Below are 18,148 nucleotides of genomic sequence, written 5' to 3'. Positions count from 1 at the left end.
ATTTATGCTGAGGAGCAAGGCTCAAATTCCGCGTCGTCGCCCCGGCAAGCCCCGCCATCAGCCGGATGGTGTCATCGAAAAGCATACATAAAGAAAGGGCGGCACCTTGCGGTACCGCCCTTCTTTTTCGTCCAATCCCCGTCGGGAATGAAAACCGGTCTTACATGCCCGAGTTCGGACCGTAAGTGATCTCCACGCGACGGTTCTGGTCGTTGCGGACGCCATCGGCGGTTGCAACGGCCGGGCGGGTTTCGCCGAACGCCTGCGTCGTGATCGAGCCATCGGCAACGCCACGAGCCGTCATGTACGACTTCACGGCATCGGCGCGACGCTGCGACAGACCGACGTTGTACTTGGCCGAACCCGAACGGTCGGCGTGACCGGCGAGCATGACCTGCTGGCCACTGCAGCCACGGTTGTAAGCGCTGATCGCGTTGTCCAGCGTTGCAGCCGCTTCCGGCGTGATCGCCGACTGATCCCAGTCGAAGTACACGATATACGGTCCGGGTTCGCAAACCGGCGGCGGCGGCGGCGGCGCTTCCGCACCACCGAAGTTGTAGGTCAGCGTTCCGAGCAGCGAGTGCGAACGGAAACGACCCGAAACGTCGCGGCCAAGCTGGTCGACCATCTTCAGATCGCTGACATTGAAGAAGCGATACTTCAGGCCGGCATCCCAATGCTTGGTGAGCGGCGCACGAACACCGGCGATTGCCTGCCACGCGAAGCGCGTATCGGAATCGTCCAGGAAGTTGGTTGCGAAGACCGGCTGAATCGAAACGCGTGCAACACCTGCACCGCCGCCGACGAAGCCCTGCAGGCCATCGTCGTCACCGAAGTCGAGCATACCATTGGCCATGAAGCTCAACGCGTTCGAGTCGCCATTCAGCGGCGTATTGCCGGTGAAGAGCCCGCCCGTCGAGTTCGCCGGAATCCCGGGAGTTGAAAAACGACCACCGGTGATGTCGGCTTCACGATAGCCGACTTCGACTTCAGCGCGGAAACCGCCGAAGTCATAACCGACAGTGCCTTCGAAATCATAACCGGTACGATGATCGAGCGTTCCCGCATTAGCGACGGTGCCGATATCGAGGTCGATGTCCTCGACGATCATGACACCACCACCGACACCAACATACCACGAGTTGTCGCGCGCCATAGCAGGCGACGCAAGGGCAGTGGAGGCCAACGCCACAGCGACGGCAAGCTTCCTCATAATGGATTCCCCTTTCAATTGAGATTACGTCTCGACAGACGTCCTACTCGTGCCTTTGGTTCCACGCAAGTAAACAAATCGACAATCTGTTGCCAAAAAGTCGCACTTCCTGCGCGAACAGAAACAAAATCAGCCAGCGATCATAATACCATGCGCTACCATAAGCGCAAGCAGCGCGTCTATTGCCGCACGCGCTTCCAGGTCGATCGTTGCCCCTCCTTCGGGATTCGCAATAGCGATGGGTACAGTCCATCCGGAGCCGTTGAACAGCAGCGTGGCACCGTCGCTGATCCGTCTGACACGCATCCCGGGCGAAGGCGCAACGAACCGCCATCCGCCCGCGGTCCAGAGCGCCAGGCGGCCTGCCTCGCCGGACCATTCGCCGATGGCGGCTTCATCCACGATCCAGCAATCGCCCTCGGCAGGATCTTCAGGCGGCGTCGCCAGCGGCCCATCGACGACGGCGGCGTGAAGCAGCGCGTCGATCAGGACGAGCGCCTCGTTATGCGTCGTCTCCTTCTGCGCTTGCGCCACCGACAGCATGGGCAGGGCAAAGCGCGGGGTCTGCAGATTGTCCGACATGTTGGAATCCTTTCAGAAAGCAGAGGATCAGGCGAGCGGGAGGACAAGCGGCGGGGAAAGACCGAAGTCGCCGACCTGCCGGATGGAAAGTGCGCTTCCCGCTGGGATCGCTGCGAGCGACGCGGCATCCAGAAGCAGTCGGGATTCGGTGCAGTCCCACGGCCCAAGCCCCGGCACCGCGGGCACCAGCATGACCTGCCACAGTTCGCGGCCCTCGCCGACCGGCAGATCGACCTGATCGCGCCAGCCATGATCGGCGCGGCTGCGTCGGACCCAGCGCGCCTCGATCGCGCCATCGGCAGCGTCGCGCAAATATCCGTGCACCGGCGAGAGGGCGCGCAGCGCCCGCGCCGCCGACGGCACCGGCACATCGACCAGTTCGACGCCGCCCCGCCGCGCCCATTCGACGCTTGCCTCGCCGCTTTCGGCCTGGCGCGCCATGTCGTCGGGAAGCAGCCACAGCGCCGCATCGTCGAGCAGGACGAACGGCTCGCCCGCGCCATGCGCCATCGCATCGTCGGTCCCGGCAAGACCGCGAAGGAGCCCAGTCAGCCGCCACACTCCGCCCCCCAGCGACTCCGCAGTACCGAACTGCAGCAATTCGCGGCCGACCATCGCCTTGTTTCCGCCGGCCAGCAGCGCCGCGTCGCCAATCGATTCGAGCGTCATCGCAGCATTGGTCAGCACAACGTCCAGCCCGTTCACCCGGTCGAACAGGCCCACGGGCCCCGGCTCCAGCGGCGCGGCCAGCGCCCCCAACGCCAGTGCCGGCCGCGCCGTCCCGATCGCGACCGGCTCCATGTCAACGCCGCCGCGAAACCATAGATCGGCGCCGCGCCAGCCGTCATTCCCGCCTGCCGCCGCAACCAGCACCCGCGGCGCCGTGGCGGCCGCGCCCATGCTGGGCAGATCGAACAGCCGCACCACACCCTCGCTATCGGGCCAGTCGGGGGCAACGACGGGCGCGCCGGGGTCCGCGGCAAGCTCGGCCATGCTCGACGGCCGATAGCGCCGCAGCTCGATGCGAACCGACGCCGCTTTCACGCTGCGCGATGCGATGCGCCAGACGCCCCCCTCCGGGAGCATAATCAACCCGCCGACGGGCAAGGCCAGCGCCGCCAGATCCGCTTCCCAGACGATTGTTTCGCGGCCATCGGTCGCCGAGGCTGCGAGCCGCTGCGCCAGCGCGCGAGCCGAACCGGCGGCAAGCACGGCGGGCAAATCCATCCGGTCCTCGCGTGCACCTCCGCCCGCAACAACCGCCATCTGCTGACCGAGTTGATAGTCGCGCTCGGGCTCGTAATGGCGCAGCCGGATCGAAGCAGGCAGCGCGCCCAACGGCATGCGCCGATGCTCGACGATGTCGGACTCGATCCAATCGCGCCCACTTTCGGAATAGGCACCCGGTGCAAGGATCGGCTGCTCGGCCTCCGCCGGCAGAAGCCGCCAGTCCGCCGACGCGCTGCGCAGCCGGACGGCATCGGCGTCGAACAGCGGCGCCAGCGCGTCGCGCGCGCGATCGCCCGACGCGGCATAGCCGCCAAAGGGCCAAACCCCCGCCGCACGGCCAGGATCGCCCAGCAATATGTTGGCCACGCTTCCGGCATCGACAGGCCCCGCGTCGGCTTCGACCTCGAAGGTCAGCGACGGAATCCGGTTGCCGAAGGCCGCCAGTTCCAGTTCCTCGAACACGACATAGGCCAATCCGCGAAACGCCGACGCCGAAGCCGGGCCCAGCGCCGCGGCGATCAGCGGATCGACGGCCTGATCCTCGCCCCCGTCATGGCTCCGAAAGACGCAGCGTTCGCGAAAGCTGCCGCTCGACCCGCGCAGCAGATTGCCATCGGCCCAGATGCGCCGCACCGCCCGAATCGGCCGCGAGGACAGCGCAACCGCCAGCGATACCGCATAGCTATATTCGGTCACCGAAGGCCGCCCCTTGCCGCCGCCGCTCTTCGTGCGCCGCTCGATCAGGTCGGTTGCCCAAATGACGCTGCCCGCAACGCGCATCGTACCAAAAAGCTTGGGTATTTGCTGGCCGTAGGTCGATGCCTGCACCTTCAGGTCGGCCAGTCGCGGCCCCTCGCGCCCCTTGGGCTTGAAGATCACCGCATCGACCTGCTGGCCGACGGCGGCGCCGATCGCCGCGCCCACCGGGCCGCCGACGATGCCGCCGACGACCGTCAGCACCAGAGTCGCCATATCATTCCTCCCGAACAGAAAGCCGCCAGCGGCGCGCACGCAGCACCGCCGGATCGAACGGCGCTTCGACCACGCGGCGCAGCCCGGCATGGGCATGAACAATCCCCGCCGGCCCGATCAGCGCCAGGTGAAACTGCCGCGCGGGCAGCGCGATCAGCGCGACATCGCCGACCCGCGCCGCGTCGACCGTTTCGCCAAAGCCGGCCGCCGTCAGTCCCGCCGCGACCCGCCCGCCGCTCCATCCGCGCAGCGGATAGGCGGCGGGCGCAACCAGCATCTGTCCGGCTTCGGCATAGGCCGCCCAGACCAGCCCGACGCAATCGACGCCCGTGCGCGGGTCGCGCCCCTGCGGGACGAAACGCGCGCCGACCATCGCGCGCGCCGCGGCAAAGGCGCGCGCGCCGAGCTCATCCACCGGGATAGCGCGTCAGCAGATCATTGCCCGGCAGATGCGCCTCGCCGCGGAAATTGACCGCATTGGCAAAGCGGCTGCGACAGGTCGCCAACTGCTTGTCGCACCCCTCGATCAATCGCACCCGCGCGGGCAGGGGCGGAAGCAGTGGCGGCATCTCGGCGAGCGTCAGCACCGCGCCCGCCGCCGCAATCACCGGAGTGCGCAGCCCGCATGCCGTGCCCTCCAGCCAGCACAGCTCGCCGAACGCCATCGTGCCCGGCGGCGGCGCGGCGTCGATCGTAACCTGCCGCTCGTCGATCGCCACGATGCGGCGCGCATGGGTCAGCGGCGCCAGATTGATCCGGCACGCGGGGTCGCCCAGCGCCGCGCGGCACGATGGCGATGTCGCCGGACAGACCGGCCGGTCGAGCATCTGCATAATGCCCTGCAATTCGGCCGCAAAAGCGCTCCCGCGCCGTTCGATCGCGCCTAACGTCCCGCGCACCACCGTCACCGGCGCCACCTCGGGCGCCGTCCAGTCGGTCACGAACAGCGTCAGCGCCGTGCCGTCCCAGCGCCCCGCATCCAGGTCGCGCGCCGCGATCGCATCGCTGCTGATCGCGCCTTCAAGGTCCATTGTCGACGCATCCAGACTGTCGCTCGTTTCGATCGCCGAGGGCTTCATACCCGGCGCCGCGCAATAGGGAACGCCATCGATCAACAGGTCGCGGTCGTGCGACGTCAGCCCCAACACCACCCCGTCGCGCCGTGACAGGCGCCAGCACCACGCCAGCGTCACCACTTCGACGCGCAGCCATGCAGGCGCGGCTTCGGCCTCGCTCACCATGGCGCCCGCACCTCGATCAGCGGCACGCTCGCAATCTCGCCCGCCAGAAAGGTCGCGCGGCTGACCTCCAGCCGGTCGTCGGCAAAGCGCACCGGCACGTCGAACAGAAAGCCCGCCGTCACGACCGCGCCCGCCGCAGGAGCCTCGTCCAGCAGCACCGCACCCTCGTTCGTCACAGAAAAAGCCGCCGTCTCGACGCCGCCCACCGCGACGCGCACGCTTCCTGCGACGGGCAGGCGGATCGCCCGTTCCTGTTCGGCATCGCCCGCGCCATAATGTTTGACGAGCGCGAACAGCCGCGTTTCGCCGTCGCCTTCTCCCAACAGCTGGTCGCCCGGTTCGGGTGCGCCGCCATCGCCCGCCGAAGCATGATCGAACGGATCGCGGAAGCGAAAGGCGCGCGCCGCCCCGCGCCGCGCCCGAAAGAATTCGGCCAGCGTCCGCACATCGGCTTCGGCGCGTATACCCGGCCCCGCGTCATAGCGCATCCGGGCTTCCGCCCATTCGCTCGCGCGCTGTTCGTGGCCCGAAGGCGAGCTGACGATCTGCGTCGAAAATTCGGTCGCCACCATCGCCTCGCGCCCGATCGCCAGCGGAAAATCCACCGCATCGAAAGCCTGCACCGCATCCTCCCCGTCAAAATAAGTGAAGCCGTCGCGCGCGACCTGCGGCAACGCCCAGATAAAGGTGCGCGCTACACCCGCTGCCTCTACCGCGTCGGCGGCCGCCGCGATCGCCGCCCACTGCGCGCGGTCGTCGGCATCGAGAACGAAGCCCGCGAAATACTGCTGCGCCGACACCGGATACCCCAGCCGCACCGCCATCGCGGCGCGCGCGCCCGCACTTGCGGCGCCGCGTCCCGTCGTCACCCAGTCATAATCCTCGAGCTGCAGCACATCGAACGCCGGCGCCGCCCAGCCGCGCGGCACATTGGCGCGGCGCAGTTCGGGCGCCGCGGGATCGAGCACGCTCGGCAGATAGACGAGCAGATGGCTCCGGAAATCGCTCGTCCCCGCCGCGTCGCGCGCCGCCGCCACCAGCGCGGCGGTCGATGTCGCCAGCAGCACCCCCAGGGCGTCGAGCATCGCGCATTGCCCCGCATCGAGCGGGCCGCGGACATCGGGAATCGCGACGCTCGCGCTCCCCAATGCCGCCGTCGTCACCGCGTCATAGGCGCAGAGCCGCCCTGCGCCGGCGACCCACCACCAGGGCTCGCCGACCTGGAACCGCACCGGCAGACCGGCCTCGACCGCCAGCGCGACAAGGGCGCGCGCCACCAGTTGCAGCCACCCCATCGCCTCGCCATGCGCCGGCGACAACAGGGTCGATGGCGGCTCCCAGCCCGTCAGCGCGGGATTTCCCTCGCTGTCGCGCTGCTTCCAGTCGGCGGGGCAATAGGCATCGAATAATTCGTAGGAGAGCGACCAGATCAGCCCCAGCCCGGCGGCGGCGCATTCGACCGCGAACGCACGGTGCCACGCTGCGCACGGCGCGTTGAGCGGGCCGCCCGCGACATCGACCTCGAACCCGCCGCCCGCCGCTGCCAGCCGCATGAAATGGCTCATCCCGACATAATGGACAACCTCGCCGCGATAGCCGAGCTGGACGATCTGCCGCACCACCCGCGCCGGGGTCAGATGATAGAGATCGTCATAGCCGGTCGCGATGCCGCGGCGCAGTTCGGGCAAGATCGTATCGCCGATTGCCAGCACCGACCCCGACCCGTCGCACGCAATGCTGCTGAGCTCGGCCCAACCTTCGACCGGCTCCGCCAGCACGCCCTCGCTGCCGTCATAGGCGGGCGGCACCAACGAAACGAACATCCGGTCGATATCGCCCGCCCACACCGGATCGGCTTCGCCCGGCAGCGAAAAGCCGCCGGCCAGCGCATCGAAGTCGAGCGTGACGAACGCGTCCTCGCCGCTCCCGTCGGCATAATTCCACAGCCGCACATACCAGGCGCGCGGCGCGCCCGCCGCATCGCGCCCCTCGATCGTCAAGGTCGGGCCGTGCAACGCGTCGAGCGGCTTGATCCCGCCCGACCGCCAACGAAAGCGCAGCCGGCTATGCCGGAAATCGCGCCGCGTTTCATATCCCAGCAGCGGATGATCCCAGCGATCCGCCGCCTCCCAGATCAGCCCCGCCAGATCGTGCCTGTTGTGGAAAACCGCCTCGATACGCAGCGCGTCGGGCGCCGTCGTCACCGCGCTCGCCATCATCGGGCGTGCAAAGTCGATGGTCCAGAAACGCGGGTCGAAGCGCTTGACCCAGCCCTTGCGATGATGCGGCTCGGCCGCCACCAGCGCCCAGCCCATCACGCGTCTCCCGCCGCAACCGCGCGCCGCACCGCCTGCGCCAATTGCCGCCCCGTCTGCGCGAGTCTTTTTGGTTCTTCTGTCCCGCCACCACGAACATTTACGGTGATCGCGATATTGCGCACCGCACCGCCCGTCTCGACCCGCCCGCTCGCGGTTGGGACGAACCATTCGGGGCCGCGCTCGCCGACGCGATAGGCGCGCCCGGCGCTCACCGGCCCGCCTGTCGCGCGTCCCGGCGCGCCGAACAGCGCCATCGCGATCGAACTGCCGAGCGACAGCAACCCGCCAGCCCCACCGCTGCCGCCGCCGCCCGTCGCTGCCCCGATCCCGTTCGCGATCGCCGCGCGCGCGATGTCGGCCATCACCGACAGCGCGATCCGCTTCAGATCCTCGAACCCCAGCTTGCCGGTCAGCACCGCACGGTTCAGTGCGCGCTCGATCCCGCGCCCGGCGGCATCGGCGGCATCGACCAGCGGCCCGGTCAGGTCGTCGCGCAGCGCCGCGATATCGCGGCGAAACGCGCCGGTGTCGGCGCGCACCGCGACGACCATTTCGTCGATTTCGTCACCCATCGGGATATTGCTCCATCATCGCGGCCAGCGCCGCGCCATCGATGCCGCCGCCGCCATCATCGTCGCCGCGCCAGCCGGCCAGCACTGCCGCCACCTCGGCAGGCGTCGCGGCCCAGAATTCGCCGGGGCGCCAGCCGCAGACGCGCGCCATCACCCCCGCCAGCGCCAGCGCGCCGGGGGCCAGCCGATCGTCGGCCACCTCATCGCCCCTGCAATATCTGCCCGAGCAGCAGGCGCAGCGCCGGCGTCGCACCCGCCAGCCCCGCGGCAACCACCGCCTCCCCCACTGCCTCGCGGGTCAGCGCGGCGGGCCGCTCGGCGATACAGTGCCAGAACAGCGTCGCCATCTCGCCCAGTGCCAGCCGCCCGTCCGCGGCACGCTCGACCAGCGCGAACAGCGGGCCAAGCTCCGCCTCGGCCGCGACCAGTGCGCCGAAACTCGGACGCAGCACATGGGTCGTTCCGCCGATCCGCAACTCTCCCTCGCCGCGCAGGGCGTTCGCCGCCGCGCTCACAGGCTTGCCACCGCGCCGCTCGATTCCAGGTTCAGCGTGTAATTGCGCTCACCATTATAATCGCCCGCATAGTCGAGCCGCGTGACCAGGAACCGGCCGCGCAGCCGCTCGCCGCTTTCGAAGCTCAGCTCATAATCGTCGACTGCCCCCGACAGCGCATGGCCGCGCAGCCGAATTTCGGCGTCGGAGCCGGTAAAGATTCCCGCCGCGCTCACCGACACCGATCGCACCCCGGCGCCCGACAGCAGCTCGCGCCACCCGCCCGAATCCTTGGTCGTCACATTCACCGCCTCGCCGTTCACCGACATTTGCGTCGTCCGCAAACCCGCAACGGTGCGATAGGCCGGCGGCGTTTCGCCGTCGCCGATCTTCAGCAGAAAGGCGCTCCCATTTTCGATAGCCATCGTCTACATCTCCTCGCACATAATCATCCGCAAACTGGGGAGTCGCAGGATGCTTGTTTTTTCCATTCTTCTCGCTGCCATGGCGCCGTCGCCCGCTGCCGCCGTCGACAATTCGCGCGCGGTCTTCACCAAATGCCTGCGCGACCACATGAAGAAGTCGCTCGAGGCAAAGATGGGCGAAGCCGAATATGAACTCGCGCTCAAGGAAGCGTGCGGCACCGAACGCGATGCGTTCCGCAACGCGGTGATCGCACTCGATCGCGCCGACGGCGACACTGCCGCCGAAGCGGCCGAGGACGCCGATTCGCAGGTCGAGGATTACCACTCGACCTTCATCGACAAGTTCAAGGACTACACCGAAACCAAGACGATGCCCGCCGACTAGGACGGGGGATGAAGCGGGCGGACCATCGCATCGGAAACGACACGACCGGTTTCGGCCGTTTGCGGCTGTCGGCCGATCTTTCTTTCATCGTCATCCCGGCGAAGGCCGGGATCTCTACCTAACGGAATAGCGCACCGGAGAGATCCCGGCCTTCGCCGGGATGACGAAAATAGCGGGTGGCAGCTTCCCACCCCATCCCGGCCGCATTTGATTATCCCCCCACCCTAACCATCACCAACCAGGCAGCGGCATCGCAGCACCATCTCATGCCTCCAGCCGCCGTCGCGCCCGAAACGCGTTCGCGTCCGTTCGACCCGCGCGCCCACCACCGCCCAGCCATCGGCGCCGCCGCGCAGCGTCCCGGCGATCGCCTCGATCCGCGCTGCCGCCGCACCATCGACCGCGCCCGCGCCGTGCACCGCCAGCGTCAGGCGCACCTCGCGTCCCGCGCGGTCCTTGGTTCCCCAGTCGCGCGCCTCGACCGCGTCGAGCGCGACGAATGGCGCGGTCGCCCGCGCCGGCACGCCGTCGAATATCCCGTGGACCAGCCCCGCCAGTTCGGCGTCGGCCTGCAACAGCGCCAATGTCCGCGCACGCGCCGCCGCCTCCGCGCCGCTCATGCCGCACCGCCCAGCGTCATCCGCCGCCAGGGTTGCCACAGCGCCGCTATGGCCGCCGGCGGCGTCGCCGGGGCGCCGTCGCGCGCATCGTGCAGATGCTGCGTCATGCGCACGATGCCTTGGCGGATCGCCTCGGGAATCCCGTTCGCCTCGGCGGCGATGCCGGCGCGGTAGGACAGGCGCGCGCGCACCGCGCCGCTCGTCTGGTGAAGCGTCACCCGCGCGGTGCCGTCGCGGCCGATCACCGCATCCCATGCGTCGGCCGCCAGCACCGCCTCCCCCCCGTCAATCCCGATCAGCGCGACCGCATCGACCGCCACGACGGGCCGCACCCGTGGCACCAGCGGCGCACCGTTTATCGCCAGCACTTCCTCCGCCGCGCGCTCGATCAGCCACTGGCCGACAAAGGCTTCGCAGATATTGGTCGCCGCGCGCACCAGTCCGGCGACCACGGCATCGTCGATCGTCGGCCCCAGCCGCAGCCAGCCGCGCGCCTCGTTCAGGCTGACCGGGCTCTCGCCCGGCGTCACGCTCTGCATCGTCATCGCTCCTCCACCCGCACCGTCATCGATCGCTCGTCGATCTGACCGTCGCTCAGCGTGACGCGGTTCGTCACCCGATAGACATGGCCGGCGATCCCGCCCGCCAGCGTCACCGCCGCCTGCTCCAGCTCGTGCGTCTGGGCGGCGATTGTCACCCCGCCGGGCTCGTCGGGCGTTGCCAGCCATTCGCTCGCGACCAGCGCCTGCCCCTCGGGATAGGCGGCGCCCCATTCGAATGCGAAGTCGACCCGCGTTCCGGGGTCTTTGACGATCATTGTCACCGCAAAATCCTTTCGGTCAGGGCTTGCGCACGATGACGCGCCGGGGCCGGTCGCGCGCGATGGTCATTTCGGTCTGACGCGCAGCCGGCGCGGGTCCGCCCCATGCCGCGGCAAGGTCTCGGCGCGCCGCATCGGCAATCGCGCGCGAAGCGAGGGCGCTCCCGATCATGCCGTCTCCATCGCGGCGATCCGCGCCTCCTGCGCGGCGATCAGGAACAGCGAAAGCTGGTCGGGGCGAATACCGAACCTGTCCCCGGCGGGCGCCGCGCCATCTGCGTCGCCATCCCAGCGATCGTAACAAAGAAAGGCATAAGGGCTGTCGGGCGTGGCCTCCGGCACCAGCGGATCGATCAGGCCCTCGTCGGCCATGATCGCCCACACCGTCTGCGCGCGCACGCCGAAATGCAGCCGCGCCCCGGCGGCGCCCTTTTCGACAATGGCCGCGTTCCACTGATAGAAGCCGAGTTCGAGGGCGATCCGGCGCGCCGCCGCCATTTCCGGCGCCGTCAGCACGCCGCGCCACGTCTTTTCGCGTTCGTCGGACGTGTTGATCGATCCGGTCGCGGCATACAGCGTGCTCGCGCGGTTCGCCGCCCCGCCCAGCGGCAGGGCATTGTCGGTCGAAGGAAAGAAGGATCCGGTCGATGCCGACACGTTCCACTGCCCGCCCGCACCGGCCTGAAGACTGAGCGCGACGCCGGAGGGCGTCACCATCTTCGACGCCCATAATTCGGACCATCGGTTGGTCGCGGATCCGAAGGACTGCGTGTTGTTTCCGGCCGGCCGCAGCGCGCCGCCGGTCTCCAGGACCACCCGCTCGACATTGTTGCATCTGAGCGCCAGCCCATGCGCGGTCGAGGTGCCGACGGTCATGCCGCTCGCGGTCGTATAGAGAAACCCCCGCACCGTGTCCGATGCGCCGTACAGGGTGATCTGCGAACCGGTCGGGCCGGTCATGTGCAGATTGCGATAGCCCCCGAAATTCTCAGGCGTTGTCGTGCCGATGCCGACATTGCCGGCGCTGCTGATCGCGACGCTGTCGACGCCATTGTTCAGAAACTGGTGCGACGACGCCGCGCCGGTATCATATTGCATCGTCCCCGAACTGCTGATCCGCACCGATGCCGACCCGGCGCTGGCAACGCCGAACCGCCCGGCGCTCGTCTGGACGTCCAGCTTGTTGACCGGATCGACGCCGATGCCGACATTGCCCCCGGCCGTGACACGGATGCGCTCCGTTCCGCCCGTCGCAAGCGCGACGATATTTGCGGCGGGACGATAAAGGCCCGTGTCGGGATCGCTCGCGAACGACACCGATGGCTCGGCGGCACTCCCGTCGATACCGGCGAGGGCCGCGCCCGCAAGCACTCGTCCACCGGCATCACGATACGCAAGCGTCGCGATCGGGATGTTCACCCAATCCGCGCCCCGCCGCACCGTGATCATGTCGCCGGCTTCACCGACGGGCACGGCCTCGTGCGTCGTCGACAGCGGTTGTTTGCCGTCCAGCGCGTCACCGAGCGCCGTCACCGCTTCGCTGGCGCTCGCCGCTTCGGTGGCAACCATCGCCTGGGCTTCGAACCAGTCGGCGGCAACGGTCAGCGCGATCGTCTTCAGGCCGGGGGCGAAATCGACGCGGGCACCGCCGTCCGACGACGCCGCGACCGCTGCACGCACCAGACGTCCGGCGGAATCGAGATGGCCGGTGCCCACCTCCCACTGGTCGGGCTGCGCCACGCCGGCAATCGTATAATGGAAATCTCTATCGACGGGCACGGTGCCCGCGAAGCGGCGATGGCCGGGCACCGCGCCGCTCGGCGTCAGCGGCCCGGTCCCGCCCTCCTGGCACAGCTCGCGCACCAGATCGGCGAAAAAGGGGGTCGGCATGGCAGGGCCATCCTTTCGAATATCGGGCTAATGTCGGGGTCGAACGCCGGCGGGTAGGCGCCCGGCCCGTCCCGAAAGGGAAGGGAGCCGGGACCGGGCGCCCTCGCGCACCAACCGCTTTAGCTGGCGGCGAACTTCAACAGCTTGATGGCGTTCGAATCGATGATCGCACCGCCCACCCTTTTGGTTGCATAGAAATGCACGAAAGGCTTGTTGCTGAACGGATCGCGCAGGATCCGCGTCTCGCCGCGGTCGGCGATCAGATAGCCGGCGCGAAAATTGCCGAAGGCGACCGACAGGCTGTTCGCGGCCACATCGGGCATATCCTCGGCCTCGATGACCGGATAGCCGAGCAGCGTCGCCGCCTGCCCTTCGACCATCCCCGGCTGCCAGACGAAAGCGCCGTCGCTCGTCTTGAACTTGCGGATGCGCGCCAGCGTATCGCTGTTCATCACCCAGCATGCCCCCTGCCGGTACGGCGCCTTCAGCGCATGGACCAGCTCGACCAGCTTGTCCTGCGGGTTCGACGCGGCAAAGCCGCCCGCCGCACCCGATGCCAGATATTGCAGCGTCCCGAAGGCGCGCGCGCTGTCGGTCTCGTTCGTCGCGGCATAGGACAGGAATCCCTTGGGACGGTTCGTGCCGTTGCCGGTCACGAAGGCCGCGCCTTCGGCCACCGCGAACTCGCGGCCCAATTCGTCGGCCAGCCAGTCCTCGACAGCGAACATCGCATCGTCGAGCATTGCCTGGCTCGCCGCCGGATTGGCGTAAAGCTCGCCCGATGGCGGCGCGATTTCGGCAAAGCTGCGCGTCGCCGTCTCGGGCCGCGCCGCGGTCTCGCCGACCCAGCCCGTCGCCGTCGCTCCGGTCGCGACCAGCTTGCGGTATCCGCTCGTCCCCGTCTGCACGACGGTGGCGATCGACCGGATCGGCGATAGCGCCTTCAGCGTCGCCGCGATGCTGCCGTCGATTTCGCGCGGCACCGCATAGCCGCCCTCGCCGCCGCTCGCGCCCGACAGGCTCTTCATCTCGACGCCCGCATCGATCCCGCGCCGCAGATAGCGTTCGACAAAGGCGTCGCGCGCCGGATCGGCCGCCGCCTTCGCGCCGTCGAGCGGCAGCCGCGAGGCCGCCACCGCCTGCGCGTCGACCTGCGCCTTCAGCGCCGCGACCGACGCCTTCAATTCGTCGACTGCCTCGGCCGCCAATACCGCATCGAACGCGCCGTCGAGCGCGTCGGCTTTCACTTCCATATCGTCCATGCTTGTCACTCCTTCACCAAATCCACCGCAATCACCCGCGCCAGCGGCTGCATCGGCTGGGCGACCAGGCTCACTTCGGCGAGGTCGAGCGCCAGCAGCTCGCGCGGCCGCACCCCGCGCGCCGCGCGCACCCGATAGCCAAAGCTCAATCCGGTCAGCGCGCCGCGCTCGACCAGCCGCGCCGCCGTGGGATGCGTCACCCGCCCCACGACGCGCAGCCCGCGCGCATCCTCCGCCAGCGCCTCGATTGTTCCGATGGGGACGCCCGGCCGATGCTGCCACAGCAGCGGCACCGCGCGCCCGTCCTTCAGGCTCGCCGCAAAGGCCCCCGCCCGCACGACATCGCCGCCGCGGTCCACCCGGTCGAACACCGACGCATAGCCCGCGAACCGCACCTCTCCCTCGCGCAGGTCGGCGGGGACCGGGAGGCGGGGGAGCGACCTCGCGCCGCGCCTCACCGCAAAAGCCCCGGCAGCCCCATCTTCATCGCCAGCCCGACGACGAGCAGTGCCAGCATCCCGCGCACCGCCCAGTCGACCGCCGCCTTCCACGCGCTCGTCTTCGCGTCGCGCCACGCACCGAGCAGTTGGCGCAGATCGCTTACGTCATCGCGCGCCGCCGCATCGGCGAGCCCCAGCCGCGCCAGCGCCCGCCGCGCCCCCAGCTCGCTCGCTTCCTCGACCAGCGCCCGCAGCGCCGCCGCGTCGGCGCTGCCGGCCGCACTCGTCCCGGCCCCCGTTCCGGCCAGCGCGACCAGCCGCGCGAGCGCTTCATCCTCATCCATATCGAATACTCCCGTCGCCCCCGCGAAGGCGGGGGCCGCAATCGGCCTAATCCGGCGTCGCTGGGCCCAACCACAGCGTCCCCCGCATCCGCGAGGGCGCCGATGTCACGCCATGCCCAAAAGCGCCTTCTTCTCGTCCGCGGTCAGCCAGTCCGCCGCCGACACCTCACGCCACAGCGCCATGCGGTCGTCGGCGAGCGCCGGCACCCGGTCCAGATCGACGCGCAGCGCCGCGTCGGCAAACCAGTCGCCCAGCCCTTGCGCCAGCGCGCCCAATATCTTCGCGCACAAGGGCAGCACGGTCAGCCGCCACAGCGCGCGATTGGCCTCGCGATAATTGGCATAGGTCGCATCGCCCGGCAGGCCGAGCAGCATCGGCGGCACCCCGAAGGCCATGGCGATCTCGCGCGCGGCGCTATGCTTCAGTTCCAGAAAATCCATCTCGGCGGGCGACAACGACAGCGCCTGCCATTTCAGCCCGCCTTCCAGCAGCAGCGGCCGCCCCGCATTGGCTCCGCCCGCAAAGCTCTCGGCCAGTTCCTCGCGCAGCCGGTCGATCTGCTCGGCCGACAATGGCATCCCCTTGTCGCCCGGATCATGGACCAGCGCCCCCGACGGCCGCGCCGCATTTTCGAGCAGCGCCGCATTCCACTTCGCCGCCGCATTATGCGCGGCGATTGCGCCCGCCGCCGCGCCCAGGCACCCCGCGCCATAATGATCGTCGAGCGGGTGCAGCGCCTTGATGTGGATAATCGCGGTACGCCCGGCGCCATCCTCGGCCGCGAGCGCCACCGCCTCGCCGCCCGCCTTGTAGCGATAGGCGACCGGCCAGCCGCGCGCATCGGCCTCGACCGTCACCCGCTCGGGCCGCAGCGCATAAAGCTCCGCCGGCCGCCCCGCGGCGTCGCGCAAAATCTGCACATAGCCATTGCCGTGGAGCAGCAATTGCGCCGCCAGCGTCTCGACCAGCCCCTGCCCGCCCGATGTCGCCGCGACGAGCGCGCCAAGCGCCGGATCGCTCGCCACGACCGGCGCACTGCCGGCAGCCTCGGCCACCAGCCGCACCGCCCGCTGCACGACCGCATTGCCCAGATAACCGGCCCGCACCTGCGCCTCCCACGACAGCGGCGCCGGCGCCGACCACGCCCCATACACCCGCGACAAAGCAGGCCGCGCAGCCCCCTGTCCGCTTGTGTCCTCAAACCCCGTCGGCAGCTCTTTGCAGGTTCGTTTCGATCCCAAAGACCCTGACAACTCGGTCGCGATAGGCGCGGACTTGTGGCCCGGCTGGGTTGTTATCCCGCCTCTTGTCGGACTCCCGCTTCTCCTGCTGGCGGGTGTCGCGATTTACGCCGTAACGAAAGAAGGCGTTCGCAAAAGCCGATCTCGAAACTGATCACATCCGCCGCACCCCCGGCCCCCGCCCTTTCCGCACCCCGTCGAGCAACGCCGCCAGCGCCCAAACGCACGCGTCCGCCCGATCGGGCGAGCGCCCCGGCCCCGCATAGCCGCCGCCCACCTGCAGGCCGCAAAGTTGATCCTCCAGCGCAGCAAACGCCCCCGCATGCACCACCTGCCCGCGTTCGTAAGCGAGCGCGACCGGTTCCGCGCGCCGCGCCTTGCCGACGCTCGCATGCACCGCCACCACGGGCAGCGTCACATCGGCCTGGCGCAGCGTCGCCGTCACCATCTCGCCGCCCATATTGCTTTCGGCGACGATCCGGTCGGCGCCCCAGCGCGCCGCCGCAGCGGCGACCGCCTGCGCCCACAGCGCGGGCGGCGGCGTTTCGACGCTCGCATCCTCGACCACCGCCAGCCGCCCGTCGCGCAGCAGCGCCGCGACCACGATGCCGCAGGCATCGCCGTTCGCGCTCGCCGGCGGATCGACGCCGATGATCACCCGCGCCGGCTTGCCGATCGCATCGGTTTCGACCCGGCACCGCTCGATCAGCGCGCGGGTCCACAGCGCGCCCTCGACATCCTCCAGCATCTCGCCATCCAGCTCCTGCCGCCCGAGGCGCGTGCCGCCGTAATTTTCCAGCATCGCGCCAACGAAATTGGCGGGCAACCACGGATTGTCGCGCGTCCGGCCCCGCGTCTCGACCAGCCCCGACGCAGCTTTCACCCGCCGCATCGCCGCGCTGGTGCGCGGGGTCGTCGTCACCACGACGCGCGGCCGCTCGCCAAGTCGCAGTCCCATCATCAGATTGTCCCACGCCGCCTCGCCGCGCCGCCATTTGGCGAGCTCGTCGCACCATGCGGCATGATGTTCGGGGCCGCGAAGCTCCTCGCCCGCCTCTGCGGAATAGAGCGTCGCAATCGCGCCGCTCTCGAAACGCAGTTCGCGCCGGCCCGCGATCCAGCGCACCGGCTCGTGGCTGCGCGCCACCGCAATCAGCCCGCTCGGCCCCTCGATCATCACCCGCTGCGCGTCCGCGATCGTCGCGCCGACCAGCGCGAACCGCGCGCCGGGCGAGGATCGGGCAACCTCGCTCACCCATTCGGCGCCCGCGCGCGTCTTGCCGAACCCGCGCCCCGCCTGGATCAGCCAGATGCGCCAATCTCCCGGCGGCTCGCGCTGGCCCTCATTCTCAAGTCCATACCATCGGTTTGCCATTTCACGGCGCTGTTCGACGGTCAGCGTTCGCAAAACCTGTCGGCGCTGCGCTTCCGTCAGCCGCTCCAGTTGCGACCATATCATCTGCGACCAGGCACTCAGCCGCTGCGCCGTCCAGCTCTTTGTGGGCGGCCGCCCTTTCGTCCGGCGCGCCGTCACGCGGTGCCTTTCGACGTCGGCGGATCGCCGACCGCGCGAACGGCCCTCTGGCGCTTCACCATGCGAATCCGCTTGATCAGTATCGCATCGACTTCCTGTTGCGTCGGCACTTGATGTGCGGGCGCCCGCCGACCGCGGGCTTCGCCGCGCGCGACGCTCGCGCGATGCAGGCGCAGCAACGCGGTCGCCTCGGCGACCGTCATCTTGACCACCGGCTCCCTGGCCTCGTCCAGTTCCAGATTGTCGACAGCCTCGAGTGCGCGGCGCACCAGCGCCGTCTCCAGCCTTTCATATCCGATTTCCAGCGCCGCCTGCCATTGCGCGGCAAATTCGGGATCCCGCTGGCGCAGCCGATAGACGCCGGACGACGCCATCCCCGCGGCCTCATGCGCGCGCACCACGTTGCAGCTCGCCGCCAGTTCGGCCAAAAACGCTGCGCGCCGCGCCTTGGTCCACCCGTTGGCGCGCGCCGCCCTCCGCTGTACCGGCCGCCCGTTTCCCGGTCCCATCGCGTCCTCACCGCTTGCCTTGCCCATGCGCCGATCCCCAAAACAACGGGCCGGA

The 18,148-nt window shown here is 69.2% G+C and carries 22 protein-coding genes; 1 reads left to right on the top strand and 21 read right to left on the bottom strand.

Annotated features, from left to right (window positions below; translation table 11 throughout):
- Positions 1-160: 160 nt before the first annotated feature.
- From ATE59_RS02945 to ATE59_RS02900, 10 genes are all read right to left on the bottom strand, one after another.
- Complete coding sequence (locus ATE59_RS02945; protein WP_058811131.1) at positions 161-1,213, bottom strand: OmpA family protein; 1,053 nt, start codon at positions 1,211-1,213, stop codon at positions 161-163.
- 129 nt (positions 1,214-1,342) lie between these two features.
- Positions 1,343-1,795 carry a DUF2793 domain-containing protein gene (locus ATE59_RS02940; protein WP_058811130.1) on the bottom strand — a complete coding sequence of 151 codons (453 nt, stop codon included), beginning with the start codon at positions 1,793-1,795 and terminating at the stop codon, positions 1,343-1,345.
- A 27-nt stretch (positions 1,796-1,822) separates the two neighbouring features.
- Entirely contained in the window at positions 1,823-3,997 is a 2,175-nt protein-coding gene (locus tag ATE59_RS02935) for a phage tail protein (RefSeq protein ID WP_058811129.1), read from the bottom strand.
- Between the two features lies 1 nt (position 3,998).
- On the bottom strand, positions 3,999-4,412 hold the full coding sequence (locus tag ATE59_RS02930; RefSeq protein WP_331458650.1) for a peptidoglycan endopeptidase: 414 nt from the start codon (positions 4,410-4,412) through the stop codon (positions 3,999-4,001).
- Positions 4,405-5,238, bottom strand: coding sequence for a DUF2163 domain-containing protein (locus ATE59_RS02925; RefSeq protein WP_058811128.1), 834 nt, complete (start codon positions 5,236-5,238; stop codon positions 4,405-4,407). Before ATE59_RS02925 ends, ATE59_RS02930 begins: the two co-directional genes overlap by 8 nt.
- A complete protein-coding gene (locus ATE59_RS02920) occupies positions 5,232-7,553 on the bottom strand; it encodes a DUF2460 domain-containing protein (protein ID WP_058811127.1) in 2,322 nt (773 codons plus the stop codon). Before ATE59_RS02920 ends, ATE59_RS02925 begins: the two co-directional genes overlap by 7 nt.
- The gene (locus ATE59_RS02915) at positions 7,553-8,128 is read right to left on the bottom strand and encodes a tail tape measure protein (RefSeq protein ID WP_058811126.1); all 576 of its coding nucleotides are present in this window, start codon (positions 8,126-8,128) and stop codon (positions 7,553-7,555) included. Before ATE59_RS02915 ends, ATE59_RS02920 begins: the two co-directional genes overlap by 1 nt.
- Positions 8,121-8,327, bottom strand: coding sequence for a phage tail assembly chaperone (locus ATE59_RS02910; protein ID WP_003043115.1), 207 nt, complete (start codon positions 8,325-8,327; stop codon positions 8,121-8,123). Before ATE59_RS02910 ends, ATE59_RS02915 begins: the two co-directional genes overlap by 8 nt.
- 1 nt (position 8,328) lies before the next feature.
- Positions 8,329-8,643: a gene transfer agent family protein gene (locus tag ATE59_RS02905; RefSeq protein ID WP_058811125.1), complete on the bottom strand. Its 315-nt coding sequence runs from the start codon at positions 8,641-8,643 to the stop codon at positions 8,329-8,331.
- Positions 8,640-9,047: a phage major tail protein, TP901-1 family gene (locus ATE59_RS02900; RefSeq protein ID WP_058811124.1), complete on the bottom strand. Its 408-nt coding sequence runs from the start codon at positions 9,045-9,047 to the stop codon at positions 8,640-8,642. Before ATE59_RS02900 ends, ATE59_RS02905 begins: the two co-directional genes overlap by 4 nt.
- A gap of 49 nt (positions 9,048-9,096) precedes the next feature.
- Between ATE59_RS02900 and ATE59_RS02895 the strand changes: the two genes are divergently transcribed.
- Positions 9,097-9,432, top strand: a complete 336-nt coding sequence (locus tag ATE59_RS02895) for a hypothetical protein (protein WP_058811123.1) — start codon at positions 9,097-9,099, stop codon at positions 9,430-9,432.
- Positions 9,433-9,656: 224 nt separating this feature from the next.
- Here ATE59_RS02895 and ATE59_RS02890 read toward each other — a convergent pair whose 3' ends face one another.
- From ATE59_RS02890 to ATE59_RS02845, 11 genes are all read right to left on the bottom strand, one after another.
- Complete coding sequence (locus ATE59_RS02890) at positions 9,657-10,052, bottom strand: DUF3168 domain-containing protein (RefSeq protein WP_058811122.1); 396 nt, start codon at positions 10,050-10,052, stop codon at positions 9,657-9,659.
- Positions 10,049-10,597: a head-tail connector protein gene (locus tag ATE59_RS02885; RefSeq protein WP_058811121.1), complete on the bottom strand. Its 549-nt coding sequence runs from the start codon at positions 10,595-10,597 to the stop codon at positions 10,049-10,051. Before ATE59_RS02885 ends, ATE59_RS02890 begins: the two co-directional genes overlap by 4 nt.
- A complete protein-coding gene (locus tag ATE59_RS02880) occupies positions 10,594-10,869 on the bottom strand; it encodes a phage fiber-tail adaptor protein (protein ID WP_082657267.1) in 276 nt (91 codons plus the stop codon). The genes ATE59_RS02885 and ATE59_RS02880 overlap by 4 nt, the downstream gene beginning before the upstream one ends.
- A 22-nt stretch (positions 10,870-10,891) precedes the next feature.
- Positions 10,892-11,044, bottom strand: a complete 153-nt coding sequence (locus ATE59_RS17710) for a hypothetical protein (protein WP_156001055.1) — start codon at positions 11,042-11,044, stop codon at positions 10,892-10,894.
- The gene (locus tag ATE59_RS02875) at positions 11,041-12,762 is read right to left on the bottom strand and encodes a tail fiber domain-containing protein (protein WP_058811119.1); all 1,722 of its coding nucleotides are present in this window, start codon (positions 12,760-12,762) and stop codon (positions 11,041-11,043) included. The genes ATE59_RS17710 and ATE59_RS02875 overlap by 4 nt, the downstream gene beginning before the upstream one ends.
- Positions 12,763-12,881: 119 nt before the next feature.
- On the bottom strand, positions 12,882-14,024 hold the full coding sequence (locus ATE59_RS02870) for a phage major capsid protein (RefSeq protein ID WP_082657266.1): 1,143 nt from the start codon (positions 14,022-14,024) through the stop codon (positions 12,882-12,884).
- A 5-nt stretch (positions 14,025-14,029) separates the two neighbouring features.
- On the bottom strand, positions 14,030-14,419 hold the full coding sequence (locus ATE59_RS02865) for an HK97 family phage prohead protease (protein ID WP_231737154.1): 390 nt from the start codon (positions 14,417-14,419) through the stop codon (positions 14,030-14,032).
- A gap of 59 nt (positions 14,420-14,478) precedes the next feature.
- The gene (locus ATE59_RS02860; protein WP_058811118.1) at positions 14,479-14,808 is read right to left on the bottom strand and encodes a DUF6127 family protein; all 330 of its coding nucleotides are present in this window, start codon (positions 14,806-14,808) and stop codon (positions 14,479-14,481) included.
- 105 nt (positions 14,809-14,913) lie between these two features.
- Positions 14,914-15,972 carry a phage portal protein gene (locus ATE59_RS02855; RefSeq protein WP_231737153.1) on the bottom strand — a complete coding sequence of 353 codons (1,059 nt, stop codon included), beginning with the start codon at positions 15,970-15,972 and terminating at the stop codon, positions 14,914-14,916.
- A gap of 232 nt (positions 15,973-16,204) precedes the next feature.
- The gene (locus ATE59_RS02850; RefSeq protein ID WP_082657289.1) at positions 16,205-17,509 is read right to left on the bottom strand and encodes a DNA-packaging protein; all 1,305 of its coding nucleotides are present in this window, start codon (positions 17,507-17,509) and stop codon (positions 16,205-16,207) included.
- Positions 17,510-17,580: 71 nt separating this feature from the next.
- On the bottom strand, positions 17,581-18,120 hold the full coding sequence (locus ATE59_RS02845) for a hypothetical protein (protein ID WP_058811117.1): 540 nt from the start codon (positions 18,118-18,120) through the stop codon (positions 17,581-17,583).
- Between the last annotated feature and the right edge of the window lie 28 nt (positions 18,121-18,148).

Source organism: Sphingopyxis sp. A083, assembly GCF_001468495.1.
In the GTDB taxonomy this organism is placed as follows: Bacteria; Pseudomonadota; Alphaproteobacteria; order Sphingomonadales; family Sphingomonadaceae; genus Sphingopyxis; species Sphingopyxis terrae.
This window is presented reverse-complemented; position numbering and strand designations above follow the sequence as displayed.